The organism is Acuticoccus kalidii, assembly GCF_021556395.1.
GTDB lineage: Bacteria > Pseudomonadota > Alphaproteobacteria > Rhizobiales > Amorphaceae > Acuticoccus > Acuticoccus kalidii.
Genome location: NZ_JAKGCS010000006.1, coordinates 362606 through 377855 on the forward strand (window position 1 = coordinate 362606; position 15250 = coordinate 377855).

The window sequence follows — 15250 nt, forward strand, 5'->3', positions numbered from 1 at the left end:
CATCATGTAGCTATCGCGTTTGTGCGGTCGAGCAAAGATCACACGATGCGCGCCTGCTGCCCGAAGCGGGAGGGGCCGCGCAATATAATCCGATAAGCGAGCGATTTAGGGCGCCGCTCGCCGAAATCTAAGGTTCAACACGCGCACCGGCTCAAACGAGCTTGCGGAGGAGCCGGAGGAGCTGCTCGCGCTCGCGCGCGGTCAGCGGCTCCAGCGTCTCCTCGGTGATCGAATGGCCGCGCCGGCAAAGCTCGGGGACGAGGGCACGGCCGTGTTCGGACAGGTCGATCACGCGCCGACGGCTGTCCTTCTCGTCGACCGACAGCGTGATGAGACCCTTCGTCTTCAGACGGTCGACGACCCCCTTCACGGTGGCATTGTCGAGACCGGCGAGGCGGCCGAGCTGATTTTGCGAGGTTGGCCCACCCTCCGCGAGGCGGATGAGGACGGTGAATTGCGGCGGCGTCAGCCCCTCGGCAATCCGCTCCTGGAAGATCGCCGTGTGCCGCTGGCTCGCAAGACGCATCAGATAGCCGATCTGATCGTCGAGAATGTAGTCGCCCGACGCGGTCATATCGCGAGCGTCGTCTTCGCGATTTCGGGATCGGCATCGAGGTCGGCGAACGTGCCGGCGAAGCGGACGGCGCCTTTCTCGATGATCACCGCGCGATCGGAAACGAGGCGCGAGAAATGGAGGTTCTGTTCCGAGATCAGGACCGCGAGCCCCTCGCGCTTCATCTCGGCGATCACCCGCGCCATCTGCTCCACGATGAGCGGCGCGATGCCCTCCGACGGTTCGTCGAGGAGGACGAGGCGGGGATTGCCCATCAAGGTGCGGGCGATCGTCAGCATCTGCTGCTCGCCGCCGGACAGACGCCCGCCCGCCTGGCGACGCCGCTCGGCAAGGTTCGGAAAGAGGTGGAAGAGGCGCTCCACCGTCCATTCCGGCGCGTTCTCGCGCGCGGGCCGGCGGCCGACTTCGAGATTTTCCTCCACCGTCAGCTCGGTGAAGATGCGCCGCTCCTCCGGCACGTAACCGATGCCGAGCCGGCACACCCGGAAGGCCGGCGCGCCGAGGATCTCCTCTCCGTCATAGACGATGCTGCCCGAGCGCGGGCGGACGAGACCCATGATCGACTTGATCGTCGTCGACTTGCCGGCGCCGTTGCGGCCGAGAAGGGCGACGACCTCGTTGCCGCCGACGGTGAGGGCGATGTCGGTCAGAATATGCGCCTGACCGTAGAAGGTGTTGAGGGCGGCGACCTCAAGCATCGTTCGCCTCGCCTTTGAAGACCGTGCCGCCGCCGAGATAGACCTCCTGCACCATCGGATTGGCGCGGATTTCCGGCCCCGTCCCCTCGGCGATCAGGGTGCCGCGATTGAGGACGAGGATGCGGTGGGCGTGGGTGAAGACGACGTCCATGTCGTGCTCGGTGAAGAGGACGCTGACGCCTTCGGATTTGATGATCTCGCCCGTCAACGCCATCAGGGCGATGCGTTCGCTGGGCGCCATGCCGGCGGTCGGCTCGTCCATCAACAGCACCTTCGGCCGGTGGGCGAGGGCGATCGCGAGTTCGAGCCGCTTGAGGTCGCCATAAGCGAGTTCGGCGCAGGGCCGCGCGGCCTCCTCCGCCATGCCGACGCGGGCGAGGAGCGTGTCGGCTTCCTCGGCATAGAGACGGGTCGCGCGGCGGGTCATGTTGAGCGTGCGGCGATGGTGCGAGATCAGCGCCATCTGGACGTTCTCGCGCACCGTCATCGACGGGAAGGTCTGCGTGATCTGAAAGGTGCGACCGACGCCCATGCGCCAGACGGCGCGCGGCTTTCGGCCGACGAGCTCGACCCCTTCGAGCGTCACCGAGCCGCGATCCGGGCGGATATAGCCGTTCAGCATGTTGAAGCAGGTCGTCTTCCCCGCTCCGTTGGGGCCGATGAGGGCGAGGAACTCCGCCGCGCCGAGCGCAAAGGAGACGTCGCGCACGGCATCGACACCGCCGAAGCTCTTGGACAGGTTGGAGACGGACAGGACACTCATGCCCGCTCCCCCGTCTTGCGTCCGCCGCGGACGAGCTGCCACAGGCCCGACAGTCCGCCCGCGATACCGTTCGGCGCTGCGAGAACGATGACGAGGATGACGCCCCCGAGGATCGCCCGCCAATAATCGAGCCGGCTGATATAATCTTCGAGGAGGACGAAGGCCGAGGCGCCGAAGATCGGCCCGATGAGCGCCTGGACGCCGCCGAGCAGCACCATGATGAGCCCGTCGATCGACTGGCCGATCGACAACGCGTCGGGGAAGACCGAGCCCTTGGAAAAGGCGAAGAGGACACCCGCGAGACCGGCGAACGCGCCGGCGAGGATGAAGCCGAGCCACTGGTGCGCCCGCAGATCGATGCCGATCGCCTCGGTGCGGATCGGCGAATCGCGGCCGCCGCGCAGGACATAGCCGAACGGCGAGTGGGCGAGATGCCGGATGAGGACGAGCCCGGCGACCGAGAGGACCAGCGCGAGGTAGAAGAAGGCGGGCTTGGAGGAGGCCCATCGTGCCGGCCACACGCCGAGGATCCCGTCATCGCCGCCGGTGACGCTCTGCCACTGGAAGGTGACGCCCCACAGGATCTGTGCCGCCGCGAGCGTCAGCATCGCGAGATAGACGCCGGACAGGCGCACGCAGAACCAGCCGAAGATCATCGCCCCCAAGGCCGCGACGAGCGGGCCGAACGCCATCGCCGCGAGCATCGGCAGGCCGAGCGCCTTGACGGCGAGCGCGGCGGCATAGGCCCCGAGGCCGAAATAGGCGGCATGTCCGAAGGAGACCATGCCGCCGACACCCATCAGGAAATGAAGGCTCGCGGCGAACAGCATCGCGATCAACACGTCGATCATGAGGACGAGGATGAAGCCGTCATCGAGCCGCGGCAGGAGGGCGACGAGCGCGACCGCCGCCGCCACGACCGCGATGCCGGCGATCGACATCGGCTTCATCGGCGCTTCCGGCACGGTCGGCGGGCCGTGGGCGGAGGCGGCGGTGCCGAAGAGGCCGTAAGGCCGCACGATGAGGACGACCGCCATTACGAGGAAGGGCAGCACCAGCGAGATCTGCGGGAAGACCAGCACGCCGAACGCATTGAGGACGGAGATGATGACGGCGGCGACGAACGCGCCCGTCACCGAACCCATGCCGCCGATCACGACCACGACGAACGCCTCGCCGATGATCGAAAGGTCCATCAGGAGGGAGACGGATTCACGCGGCACCTGCAGCGCGCCACCCAGTCCGGCGAGGAAGGCGCCGACCATGAAGGCGCTCGTGAACAGCCAGCGCTGATTGACGCCGAGCGCGCCGACCATCTCGCGGTCCTGTGTCGCGGCGCGGACCAAAACGCCCCAGCGCGTGCGGCTGAAGAGGAGCCAGATGAGGCCGAGCACCACCGGGCCGATGATGATGAGGGCGATGTCGTATTCCGGGATCGGCTCGCCGAAAATGCGAACGGCGCGCGACAGGCCCGGCGCGCGCGGGCCGAGCAGGTCCTCGGCGCCCCAGATCGCGAGCGTGACGTCCTGGATGATGAGGAGGACGCCGAAGGTCGCGACGAGCTGGAAGAGCTCCGGCGCGCGATAGATCCGGCGCAGGACGAGGATCTCGATCACCGCGCCGATGACGGCGACGATGAGGGCCGCGAGGATCACGCCCGTCCAGAAGCCGAAGCCGCCGGCGTCGAGCGTGGTGATCAGCGTGTAGGCGAAATAGGCGCCCAGCATGTAGAGCGAGCCGTGGGCGAAGTTCACGATCCGGGTGACGCCGAAAATGATCGACAGGCCGGACGCGATCAGAAACAGCGAGGAGGCGTTGGCCAGCCCCGTCAGAAACTGTGCGAAATAAAATCCCATGGCGCGCTCGCGTCAGGGGCGCGGCAAGCCGCGCCCCGTCTGCGATTTATTCCGCCGGCCGCATCTTGGCGGCGTCTTCCTCCGAGGGGAGGAAGTCGGCGCCGTCGGCATAGACCCAATCGACCATGCCGGGCTTGCCGTCGACCATGCCGGTCTTGCCGACATAGGCGCCCATCGTGGCCTGGTGATCGGCCGGGCGGTAGAAGAAGGGCCCGGTCGGGCTGTCGACCTCGAGACCGCTCATCGTCGCGAGGAGGTCGTCCGTTTCGAGCGAAGGGGTCTGCTCGAGGAGCGTCTTGATGGTCATCATCGAGTTGTAGCCGACGACGGAGCCCGTCTTCGGCGCTTCGCCCCACTTGTCGACATAGGCCGTCTCGAACGCGTCGTGCTCGGGCGTGTTGACCGCGAGACCCGGATAGCCGGTGACGATCCAGCCTTCCGGCGCCTCGTCGCCGAGCGGGTCGAGATATTCCGGTTCGCCCGACAGGAGGCTCACGACGGGCCGATCGTCGAACAGGCCGCGGATCGAGCCTTCACGCACGAACTTCGCGAGGTCGCCGCCGAAGGTGACGTTGAAGATCGCATCGGGCTTGGATTGCTCCAGCGCGCGCACGGTGGAACCGGCGTCGATCTTGAAGAGGGTCGGCCATTGCTCCTCGACGAACTCGACGTCCGGCTTCAGCGCCTTGAGCTGCTCCTTGAACGCCGCGACGGCGTCGGTGCCGTAGGCGTAATTCGGCGCGATCGTCGCCCATTTGGTGGCGTCGAGCTTGGCGGCCTCGGCGGCGAGCATTCCGGTCTGCATCCAGTTCGAGGGACGCAGGCGATAGGTGTATTTGTTGCCGTTCGACCAGACGATCGCGTCCGTCAGCGGCTCGGAGGCGAGATAGAAGATCTGGTTCTGGTTGGCGAAGTCGGCGAGGGCGAGGCCGATATTCGACAGGAAGCCGCCGAACAGCATGACCACCTCGTCGCGATTGACGAGCTCTTCGGCGATGCGGATCGCGGCGGCCGGATCGCCCGTGTCGTCACGGGAGATGATTTCGAGCGGACGGCCGTTGATCCCGCCATTGGCGTTGATCTCCTCGAGCGCCAGCTCCCAGCCCTTGCGATAGGGCTCGGTGAAGGCGGCCATGCGCGTATAGGAGTTCATCTCGCCGATCTTGATGGGGTCCTGCGCGTGGGCAGCGCCCCCTGCGAACGGCGCAGCGATGATCGCAGCAGCGAGCGCCATCTGAAGTTCGCGACGGGTCAGCATAGGTTCTCCTCTTTGAGGCAGGTCAGCGAAGGCCGTCTTCGCCTTTGATTTCATTCTTGGCGAGTCCACCGACTCGCGCGAGCGGACGCCCGGATGCCGTCACCGCGACGGCGACCAGGATCTCTCCGGCACGCGGCGCATCGTTGAGGCGCACCTCCATGCCGTCGAAATGGGAGCGGACATAGGCGGCGTCCTTGTGTCCGAGCGGAATGTCGAGCACCTGGCCGGGGCCGCCCATCTTCTTGGAGGAGGGAACGAGCGCCTTGCCGCCGCCCACCTCGGCGCGCAGCGGGGCGCCGAGCTTGGGGTGGAGGATCGCGGCCGCGTGCTCGAGTTCGCCGTCCTCGCCGACCATCGCGGCCTTGCCGTAGCTTTCGGCCGCGTCGGGCGCGATGCCGAGTGCATCGATGCAGCGCTTGCCGAGCAGCCCGCCGAGTTGGGCGCCGATTTCGATCAATGCCGAGAGGTCGTCTTCGTAGCGGCCGGCGAAGGGGTTCGCGATCACCGCGACGGCCGCCGCGCGGCGGGTCGGCGGGTCGATGGCGCGGCCCATCTCGCGATAGGTCTCGTCCAGAAACAGCGCGATCTTGCGGATGTCGGCGGTCATCGGACCTCCTCGTGGGCCGCGGCGGAACCTGTCATCGACCTCATGCGGGGTTACGCATCGGAGGAACCGCTTTCGATGCGGTTAAAGTTGCCTACAGTTCTTGCGTGGCCTTGCAAGAAAAATGCAGCGCCGAAAATGAGTTTGTTGGACAGCATCTCCTCAGCGGCGCGAATGCCGGCCGAAACCGCGAGGTATTTTTCTTCGCGGGTCAGTCTGCCGCACCCGGTGGTGACGAGGCGGGAGCCGAGATCGCTGTCGGGGTCGAGCGTCTCGGCCGGGACGCGGGTGATCGACGGATGATCGGGAAGGTCGACCGCGTTGGCGAGGAGCGTGGAGGCGGCGTCCGCCTCCGCCGCGCCGGCGGCGAGCACCGTGACGCTGTCGGCGATGCCGAGCGACAGGCTGCGCCCCTCGCGGCCCGACGTCGCGATCCCGCCGATCGCGTCGCTGCCGCCGAGGGTGACGCTGCCGAGATCGGTGTTGTCGGCGCCGACGAGGCGGACGTGCGCGATCTCCGGCATGGTGAGGTGCACCGCGATGTCACCGCCATTGTTGACGAAGGCGCGCGTCAGCGGCGCCGATGCGGTCATCACGTCGAGAATTTCGTCGGCGACGGCGCCGGCGACGGCGGCCATCGGGGTGATGAAGGTGTGGTGCGAGTGCGGTGCGACCGCGCGCACCATGCGCGAGGCGATGAGCCCGCTCATCGCGCTGTCGGGATCGACCGGCCGGCGCAGCACGGCGAGCTCGTCGACGAGTTCGTTGAGGACGGACACGAACCGGCCGGCGGCGGCCCGAAAGCCGACATCGACCGCCTCCGTCGGTCCGTCGGCGCTGATCACAAGATCGATCGGGCCGTGCTGAAGGTGGAGCCGTCCATCCGGTAGGATGGCGGCCGATGGTCCACTGCTGGTCATTAGGCTGCCTCCCCGCTCTTCGGCGTCGTGTCGTCCATATCGGGCGCGCCGTCTGCGTCCGGCGCGTCGGTGGCGCCGCCGCGGGGGACATGGCGAAGGCCCGCATGGGTGCCCTTGGCGAGGACATCGCTCAACGTGCGGATCTCTTCGACATGGCCGCCGAGAGCGGCATAGTCGTCCTTCGTCATCGTAAACTCGATCGGGGCGACGAGGGCAGGGGTCGGCACGTAGCCGAACGCATTTTCCGGCATGTCGAGAATGTCGGCCATCACCGTGATGCCGCCGCCGGGCCAGACATAGGCCTTCGCCCCGCCGATGGTGACGGAGGTGAGCGCATCGCGCACCGAGCGGGTGAGGGCGACGGGATTTTCGGTGACGCCGGCGCGCAGCGATCCGCCCGCGCCGCCCATGAAGAGCACCGAGCACGTCGCCGGCTCGCAATTCTCCGCGATGCGGTCGACGACCGCGTCGAGGGCCGGCGTCATCGGCGCCGGCTGCGGGACGAGATCGTCGTCGAGAATGAAATAGGCGAATTGCTCCCCGGTGGTGGAGACCATGAGGAGGCGGAGGCCGGTCCAGGCCACTTTCGGATCGAACGGCCCGAGGATCTCGCGGGGATCCTCGATGTTCGTGCCGCCCCAGGACGTGCCGGGGTCGGCGACCTGGAAATAGCGGCCGGGCGTCGACTTGCGGCCTTTGATCTTGATGCCGGTCGGCTTCATGTCGAGGAGCTTGCCGGCCTGATGTTCCGACAGCACGCCGGTGATGTGGTCGTCCACCACGACGACCTCGTCCGCATGGTCGAGCCATTGCGTGGCGAACATGCCGATGGTCGCCGACCCGCAACCGACGCGCATCCGCGCCTCCGTGACGCCGTTGATGATCGGGGGCTTCCCCGCCTGGACGATCAAGTGTGCGCCGTCATCGATGGTCATTTCCACCGCCTCCCGGTTGCACAGTGCGAGAAGCGCCGCGCAGGTGACGCGGCCCTCTTTCTTCGAGCCGCCGGTCAGATGGTCGACGCCGCCGAGCGACAGCATCCGCGAGCCGTACTCCGACGTCATCACGTGTCCGATGGCCTCGCCGTCGACACGCACGATAGCGCGTTCTTCGCCGATATGGCGATCCGTGTCGATTTTCACCTTCACGCCGCAATAGGAGAAGATCCCCTCGGTCACGACGGTGACGACATCGGCCCCGCGGAGCGGCTGGCTGATGATGAAGGGCGCGGGCTTATAGTCCGGATAGGTCGTTCCCGCGCCGACGGCGGTGACGAACGGCCGGTCCTTGAGGAGAAGATCGCCGTCCCAGTCCTCGCCCCCGCCATCGAGGAAGGGGACGAGCTTGCCGCCGTCGCGGGCGTTCGCCTCGAGGATGGTGAGCGGATCGAGCCGGACGAGATTGCCGGCGTGGTTGGCATAGCGGTCGCAAGCGCCGGTGCGCCCGTCGGCGATGTAGCACAGGACCGGGCAGGCGTCGCAGCGGATCTTGTCGGCCGGTGCAACACTCGTCATGGCCTTGCCTCCAGGATTGCGGCGCGCACACGGTCGGGCGTCGCCGGAACTTGGGTGATGCGGGCGCCCGTCGCGTGCCGGATGGCGTTGAGGATCGCGGGGGCGGTCGGGATGAGGACGTGCTCGCCGAGACCCTTCGCGCCATAGGGGCCGTGCGCGTCGGCCTCCTCGACGATGAGGGTGGTGACGGGCGGCATGTCGCCGATCGTGGGGATCAGATAGTCGTGCAGGTTCTCGGTGCGGCCGGGCAGGTAGGCCTCCATCAGCGCCATGCCCGCCCCTTGCGCGATGCCGCCCTCGACCTGCCCCTCGACGAGAAGCGGATTGATCGCCCGCCCGACATCGTGCGCCGCGGTGAAGCGCAGAAGGCGGACGGTGCCGAGCTCGACATCGACCTCGAGCTCGCACAGATGCGCGGCATAGCCGTAGACCGCATAGGGCGCGCCCTGGCCATTCTCGTCGAGCGGGGCGGTCGGCGGATCGTAGCTCTCGGCGACGAGGAGCGCGTAGCCTTCGCCGCCGGCTTCGAGGGTGGAAAGATCGAGCGGGCGGCGCACCGCGCCATCGACGACCGCGAGCCCCTCCGGACCGGTTTCGATCGTCGCATCGTCGCCGGCATTGGCCTGGCGCAGCAGTGCACCCCGCAAGGCGGCACCCGCGAGCCGCGCGGCGTTGCCGGAAATGAATGTCTGGCGGGAGGCGGAGGTCTTCCCGGCGTCGGGCGTCACGTCCGTATCCGGCCCGACGATCGAGACCGCGGCGAGCGGCACACCGAGCGCCGCCGCGAAGATCTGCGCGATCACCGTGTTCGCGCCCTGGCCGATATCCATCGCGCCCTGGTGGAGGACGATCCGCCCGTCCGGCGTCACGCCGGCCTTGATGGTGGACGGGTTCGCCATCGAGGTGTTGCCGCAGCCATACCAGCCCGCGGCGAGGCCGGCCCCGCGCCGGCGCGTGTCGCCGGACGCCGCCGCCTCCCGGTTGAAGGCGGCCGCCGCCTCGCGGGCGATCGCGAAATGGGGACGCAGCGCGTCGAAGCAGGCGCGGATGCCGACGCCCTGCTCGAAGACCTGGCCGCACACCGTGGGCACGCCGTTGGCCAAGGCGTTCTTGTGGCGGAACTCCAACGGGTCGAGCCCGAGCCGTTCGGCGAGATCCTCGAACAGGACCTCCTGCGCGATCGCCGATTGCGGGACGCCGAAGCCGCGAAACGCGCCCGATGGCGGGTTGTTGGTGTGGATCCCGGCGCTGCGGGCGCGATAGTCGGCGATGCGGTAGGGGCCGGATGCGTGGACGGGCACCCGGTTCGCGACCGTCGGCCCCCAGCTCGCATAGGCGCCGGTGTCGAAATCGCCGTCGAAGACGAAGCCGCAGATCAGCCCGTCTTTCGTCGCGCCGACCTTGGCGCGGATGTCGGAGGGATGGCGCTTGGTGGTCGATTGCATCGATTCGGTACGGCTATAGGTCATCCGCACGGGACGGTCGCAGCGCATGGCGGCGATCGCGAGAAAGGGCTGGACCGACAAATCGAGCTTCGAGCCGAAGCCGCCGCCGACCGCCGTCGGCACCACGCGCACTCTGCCGAGCGAGACGCCGAGGATCGCGGCGACGCCTTCCTGGTCCATCACCGGGGCCTGGGTGCAGGCATGGACCTCGACCCGGTCGCCCACCCGAACCGCATAGCCGGCTTCCGGCTCGATATAAGCGTGCTCGACGAAACCGGAGCGGAACCGCCCCTCGACCACGATGTCGGCCTTGGTGAGCGCGTCGTCGGCGTCGCCCCGCTGGACGAGCCCCCGGCACATCACGTTTCCGGCGCGTCCGGGGTGGAGCATCGGCGCGCCGTCGACACGGGCGTCGGCGACGGACTGGAGCGCCGGCAAAGGCTCCCATGCGATGGGGATCGCGTCGAGATCGAGCCGCGCCATCGCCTCCGCCTCGCCGACGATCGCCGCCACCGCCTCGCCGCGATGGCGAACCTCGCTCTCGGCGAAGACCGGCTGGTCGGCGAAAGGCGGGATGACGCCGAAAATGTTCGTCCCCGGCACGTCCTTCGCCGTCAGCGCCATGACGAGGCCCGGCCGCTCGCGCACGAAGCCGTCGAGATCGCCGAGCGTGAAGCGCGCGCGGGCATGGGGGCTGCGCACGACGCGCAGGACGAGACTGTCCGCCGGCGCGACATCGTCGCCGAAGCGCTCCGTCCCGTCGACCTTCGGCCGGCCGTCGATCCGCACGACGCTGTCGCCGATCCCTCCGATCCCGCCGGTGCCGGGCCCCGTCGCCGCGGCGCCGACATCGAGAACGGCGTCGATGATCTTGCGATAGCCGGTGCAGCGGCACAGAACGCCGCCGAGCGCATCCATCACTTCCGCCTCGCTGGGGGCGGCACGGCGCGCGAGGAGCGCGTGGGCGCAGACCATCATCCCCGGCGTGCAGATGCCGCATTGGGCCGCGCCATGGGCGAGAAAGGCCTCCGCGAGGCGCTGCATTGGCGGCGTCCGCGACAGGCCGGTCAGCGTCTCGACCCGCCGGCCCTCGGCCTGATGCGTGGCGACGAGGCAGGCGCACACCACCTCGCCGTCGAGGAGCACGGAACAGGCGCCGCAATCGCCCGCATTGCAACCGATCTTCACGTCCCGCGCGTCGAGCCGCTCCCGCAGCGCCTCGGACAGCCGCAGCCCCGGACGGGCCGCGACGGCGACGGGATCGCCATTGAGGGTAAAGCGGACCGGCTGGTCGGCCGTCGCGTCCGGATGGGGGAGGGTGACGGCCGTGTCGGTCATTGCAACTCTTGTGGTTTCGAGAGTGAGAGGAGGAGGCGCTTCAGAAGCGTTCGCGCCGCGTCGCTGCGATATTCGGCGGAGCCGCGTAGATCGTCGATCGGCGCGAGCGGCCGAAGATGAGCCGGCTCCACGCGGTCCGCCATCGCCGCGACCGGCGTGCCGAGGAGGGCCGCCTCGAGCGCCGGCAGGCGCACCGCGACGGGGGAGCATGCGCCGACCGCGACACGCGCCGCTGCGACGCGCCCGCCTTCGGCGCGGACGACGGCCGACACCATCGCGATCGAGATGACGAGATAGCGCCGCGCGCCGAGCTTCAGAAAACCGCCGAGCGCCTCCCCCTGCGGCGGGACGAGCACGGCGGTGACGATCTCGCCCGGCCGCAATGCCGTACGGCGCGGGCCGGTGATGAACTCGTCGAGCGCGAGGACGCGCCGGCCGTGATCGGAGGCGATCTCCACCGACGCGCCGAGCGCCATGAAGGCCGGCACGCCGTCGGCCGCGGGCGAGGCGTTGCACAGGTTGCCGGCGACGGTCCCCGTGTTCTGGATCTGCACCGAGCCGACCTCGCGCGCGGCCGCCTTCACCCCGTCGAACGCGGCGGGAAGGGGGGCGGCGAGAAGGTCGGTCCAGGTCGTCGTCGCTCCGATCCGCCAACCGTCGGGACCAGAGGCGATCCCGCGCAAGCCTTCGGTGCGGGTGATATCGACAATGGGGCGATCGGGCGCGCGCTCGCCGAGCGCGGGAAAGACGTCGGTCCCGCCGGCGAGGATCGAGGCCGGGCCGAGGCGCTGCAAGGCGTCGAGCGCGTCTTCGAGCGTGAGGGGCGTCACATACGTCACGATCAGGTCTCCGCTAGATCGTTCGTATGCAAACGATATGCCGTGACCTTCCATCTCGTCAATCGTCTCCTCGTGCCCGAGAAAAGGGGCTTCGCGCGGAGCCGATTCGACGCCATGATGCGCCGGTCACGATCGTGGCGGGACCGTCATGAGGACGGCCTGCCGCACGCGGCCGGTCCCCGCCGGCGTGCGAAGGCCCCTTAAGGAGATCCGATGAACGGCGCCGAAAGTTTGGTCCGCACCCTCCATGGAGCGGGCGTCTCCGTCTGCTTCGCCAATCCCGGAACCTCGGAAATGCAGTTCGTCGACGCGCTCGATCGGACCGGATCGATGCGCTGCATTCTCGGCCTCTTCGAGGGCGTCGTCACCGGCGCGGCGGACGGGTATGCGCGCATGGCGAAGGTGCCGGCGGTCACGCTGCTCCATCTCGCGCCCGGTTTCGCGAACGGCGCGGCGAACGTCCACAACGCCAAGAAGGCGCGGACGCCGATGATCAATCTGGTCGGCGATCACGCGACCTATCACCTCAAATATAACGCCCCGCTGACGGCCGATCTCGAAGGCGCGGTCGCGCCGTTCAGCGACTGGGTGCGCACCGCGACGACCGCCGAGACGATCGGGCGTGACGGTGCCGAGGCGGTCGCGGCGGCGATGAGCGGTCCGGGCCGGATCGCAACGCTTCTCGCGCCCTCCGATACCGGCTGGAACGAGGGTGGCGTGGTCGCCGCTCCGGTGGAGCCCGAGCCGCTTGCGGCGTATGATCCCGCGGCGCTCGACGCGGCGATCGCGATGCTTGAAAGCGGCGAGCCGACGTTGATCTATTTCAGCGGCGCTGCGCTCGAGGATCCGGCGCTGACCGGCCTCCTGTCCGCCATCGCCGACAAGACGGGGGCGAAACTCCTCTCGCCGACCTCCAATCGCCGGATCGAGCGCGGGGCGGGACGTCCGCGGGTCGACAAGCTCTTTTATGCGGTCGATCTCGCGCTCGAACAGCTTCGGCCCTACCGCAATGTCATTCTGATCGGCGCGCCGGAGCCCGTCGCCTTCTTCGCCTATCCCGACAAGCCGAGCGTTCTCCTGCCGGAGGCGGCGCGCCGGCTCACCCTCGCGACCTCGGAAGAGGACGGCGTGGCGGCGATCCGCGCGCTCGCCGATCGTCTCGGCGTCTCGCGTCCCGTGATCGTCGACGCGCCGCGGCCGATCCCGCCCAAGGCCGGCTCCATCACCTACGAGGCGCTCGCCGCCGCCGTCGCCGCCGCGCTGCCGGAGGGGGCGATCGTTGCCGATGAGGGGATCACCGTCGGCCGTGGGATCTACGCCGCGACCACCGGGTCGGCGCCGATGAGCTGGATCGCGATCACCGGCGGCTCGATCGGCATCGGCCCGCCGCTCGCGACGGGGGCGGCGGTCGCCTGCCCGGATCGCCCGGTGGTGGCGCTCCAGGCGGACGGCTCGTCGATGTACACGATCCAGGCCCTGTGGACCCAGGCGCGGGAAAACCTGAACGTGACGACGGTCATCTTCGCCAACCGCTCCTACGAGGTCCTGAAGCAGGAGCTCTATAAAGTCGGCGCCAATCCCGGCCGCGGCGCGCTCGATATGCTGGAAATCGACCGGCCGGCGCTCGATTTCGTGGCGCTCGCACGCGGGATGGGCGTGCCGGCGAAGCGCGTCGAGGACGCGGCCGAACTCTGCCGGACCATCGCCGACGCGACCAAGGAGCCGGGCCCCTTCCTCATCGAGGCGATGGTGGACGATTGAGGCGGCGGCGCGGCGCGGCTTCGCCCGGCCCGGCCCGGACCGGAATGAGACGGCGGCCGGCGTGATGCGCGCCGCTCGTCACCCCGTCCCGTAGCGCCTCCACATCCCCATCGCCCGCGGGAGCGCGGCGAGCGGAGGCGTGACCCGAGCGGCGATCCTGTCCATGATCGCCGGCGGAAAGAACCCGAGACAAGTAGCCTGACCCATGTATATCGGTATCGACCTCGGAACGTCCGGCCTCAAGGCGGTCCTGATCGACGAGACGCAGACCCTGGTGGCGGAGGCGACGGCGCCGCTCGTCGTATCGCGCCCGCATCCCGCCTGGTCCGAACAGGATCCCCAAGATTGGATTCGCGCCGCGACCGAGGCGCTGGCCGCCCTCGCCGCGAAGGCGCCGCTCGACGCCGTGCGCGGCATCGGCCTGTCCGGCCAGATGCACGGCGCGACGCTCCTCGACGCCGCGCACGAGGTTCTGCGCCCGGCGATCCTGTGGAACGACACGCGCGCCGCCGACGAGGCGGTGACGCTCGATGCGACGACCGGCTATCGCGAGGTCTCCGGCAATATCGTGTTTCCAGGCTTCACCGCCCCGAAGCTCAACTGGGTGCGCCGTCACGAGCCGGAGCTTTTCGAGCGCGTCGCGATGGTGCTTCTGCCGAAGGATTATCTGCGCCTCTGGCTCACCGGCGAAACGGTGACCGACCCGTCCGACGCGTCCGGCACGAGCTGGCTCGATGTCGGCGGGCGGACCTGGTCGGACGATCTCTTGGAGCTGTGCGCCCTCGACACCGGCCATATGCCGCGCATCGTGGAGGGGCCGGCAGTTTCGGGCGGGCTGCGCGCCGATATCGCCGGCCGGTTCGGCTTGCGGCCCGGAACGCCGGTCGCCGGCGGGGCCGGGGACAATGCGGGCGCCGCCATCGGCATGGGCGTCGTGCGGCCCGGCGAAGCGTTCCTGTCGCTCGGCACCTCGGGCGTCCTCTTCGCCGCCGCGCCGGGCTACAACCCCGCGCCTGAAACGGCGGTGCACACCTTCTGTCACGCGCTTCCCGAGACCTGGCACCAGATGGGCGTCATCCTCGCCGCGACCGATGCGCTCAACTGGTATGCGCGGTTCGTCGGCGAGGGCGCGGCCGATCTCACGGGCCGGCTCGGTGCGTTGCAAGCGCCGGGACGGGCGTTGTTCCTGCCCTATCTCGGCGGCGAGCGGACGCCGATCAACGATGCGGCGGTACGCGGCGCCCTCATCGGCCTCGCCCACGAGAGCGACACCGATGCCGGAACCCGCGCGGTCCTCGAAGGGGTCGTCCACGCCGTGCGCGATTGCCGCGATGCGCTCGCCGCGGCCGGCACCACGGTCGACCGTCTCGTCGCGGTGGGTGGGGGAAGCCGCTCGACCTATTGGCTGGAGGCGATGGCGACCTCGCTCGGCGTTCCGATCGACATACCGGGCGCCGGCGACTATGGCGCCGCCTTCGGTGCGGCGCGGCTCGGCCTGATGGCCGCGAGCGGGGCGGGCGCCGAGATCGCGACCCCGCCGGTCATCGCGCGGACCATCGAGCCGGACCGGACGCTGACGCGCGCCTTCGACGAGGCGCACGCGCGCTATCGCGCCACCTACCGGGCGCTGAAAGATCTGTCATAAGCCCGCCGGCCGGGCCTGCCGCGCCCTTGTTCGCA

12 protein-coding genes are annotated in these 15250 nt (G+C 69.0%); 2 read left to right on the forward strand and 10 right to left on the reverse strand.

Going from position 1 to position 15250, the window contains the following annotated elements; translation table 11 throughout:
- Window positions 1–151 precede the first annotated feature (151 nt).
- Genes L1787_RS02985 through L1787_RS03030 form a run of 10 tightly spaced genes read right to left on the reverse strand, consistent with a single transcriptional unit; the run spans window position 152 to window position 11809 of the window.
- Window positions 152–574: a MarR family winged helix-turn-helix transcriptional regulator gene (locus L1787_RS02985; RefSeq protein WP_235706980.1), complete on the reverse strand. Its 423-nt coding sequence runs from the start codon at window positions 572–574 to the stop codon at window positions 152–154.
- Window positions 571–1272, reverse strand: coding sequence for an ABC transporter ATP-binding protein (locus L1787_RS02990; protein ID WP_235706981.1), 702 nt, complete (start codon window positions 1270–1272; stop codon window positions 571–573). Before L1787_RS02990 ends, L1787_RS02985 begins: the two co-directional genes overlap by 4 nt.
- On the reverse strand, window positions 1265–2035 hold the full coding sequence (locus tag L1787_RS02995; protein ID WP_235706982.1) for an ABC transporter ATP-binding protein: 771 nt from the start codon (window positions 2033–2035) through the stop codon (window positions 1265–1267). Before L1787_RS02995 ends, L1787_RS02990 begins: the two co-directional genes overlap by 8 nt.
- Window positions 2032–3891, reverse strand: a complete 1860-nt coding sequence (locus L1787_RS03000; protein ID WP_235706983.1) for an ABC transporter permease — start codon at window positions 3889–3891, stop codon at window positions 2032–2034. Before L1787_RS03000 ends, L1787_RS02995 begins: the two co-directional genes overlap by 4 nt.
- 46 nt (window positions 3892–3937) lie before the next feature.
- Window positions 3938–5149, reverse strand: a complete 1212-nt coding sequence (locus L1787_RS03005; protein ID WP_235706984.1) for an ABC transporter substrate-binding protein — start codon at window positions 5147–5149, stop codon at window positions 3938–3940.
- A gap of 22 nt (window positions 5150–5171) precedes the next feature.
- Window positions 5172–5756 (reverse strand): amino acid synthesis family protein, encoded by a 585-nt coding sequence (locus L1787_RS03010; protein WP_235706985.1) that lies wholly within the window; start codon window positions 5754–5756, stop codon window positions 5172–5174.
- Window positions 5757–5806: 50 nt separating this feature from the next.
- Window positions 5807–6673 carry a UPF0280 family protein gene (locus tag L1787_RS03015; protein ID WP_235706986.1) on the reverse strand — a complete coding sequence of 289 codons (867 nt, stop codon included), beginning with the start codon at window positions 6671–6673 and terminating at the stop codon, window positions 5807–5809.
- Window positions 6673–8187, reverse strand: a complete 1515-nt coding sequence (locus tag L1787_RS03020; RefSeq protein ID WP_235706987.1) for a 6-hydroxynicotinate reductase — start codon at window positions 8185–8187, stop codon at window positions 6673–6675. The genes L1787_RS03015 and L1787_RS03020 overlap by 1 nt, the downstream gene beginning before the upstream one ends.
- Window positions 8184–10970 (reverse strand): molybdopterin-dependent oxidoreductase, encoded by a 2787-nt coding sequence (locus L1787_RS03025; protein ID WP_235706990.1) that lies wholly within the window; start codon window positions 10968–10970, stop codon window positions 8184–8186. Before L1787_RS03025 ends, L1787_RS03020 begins: the two co-directional genes overlap by 4 nt.
- Window positions 10967–11809: an FAD binding domain-containing protein gene (locus L1787_RS03030; protein ID WP_369415051.1), complete on the reverse strand. Its 843-nt coding sequence runs from the start codon at window positions 11807–11809 to the stop codon at window positions 10967–10969. The genes L1787_RS03025 and L1787_RS03030 overlap by 4 nt, the downstream gene beginning before the upstream one ends.
- Before the next feature lie 213 nt (window positions 11810–12022).
- Between L1787_RS03030 and L1787_RS03035 the strand changes: the two genes are divergently transcribed.
- Window positions 12023–13570 carry an acetolactate synthase large subunit gene (locus tag L1787_RS03035; RefSeq protein WP_235706992.1) on the forward strand — a complete coding sequence of 516 codons (1548 nt, stop codon included), beginning with the start codon at window positions 12023–12025 and terminating at the stop codon, window positions 13568–13570.
- Window positions 13571–13775: 205 nt separating this feature from the next.
- A complete protein-coding gene (gene xylB / locus L1787_RS03040) occupies window positions 13776–15215 on the forward strand; it encodes a xylulokinase (RefSeq protein ID WP_235706993.1) in 1440 nt (479 codons plus the stop codon).
- Window positions 15216–15250 lie beyond the last annotated feature (35 nt).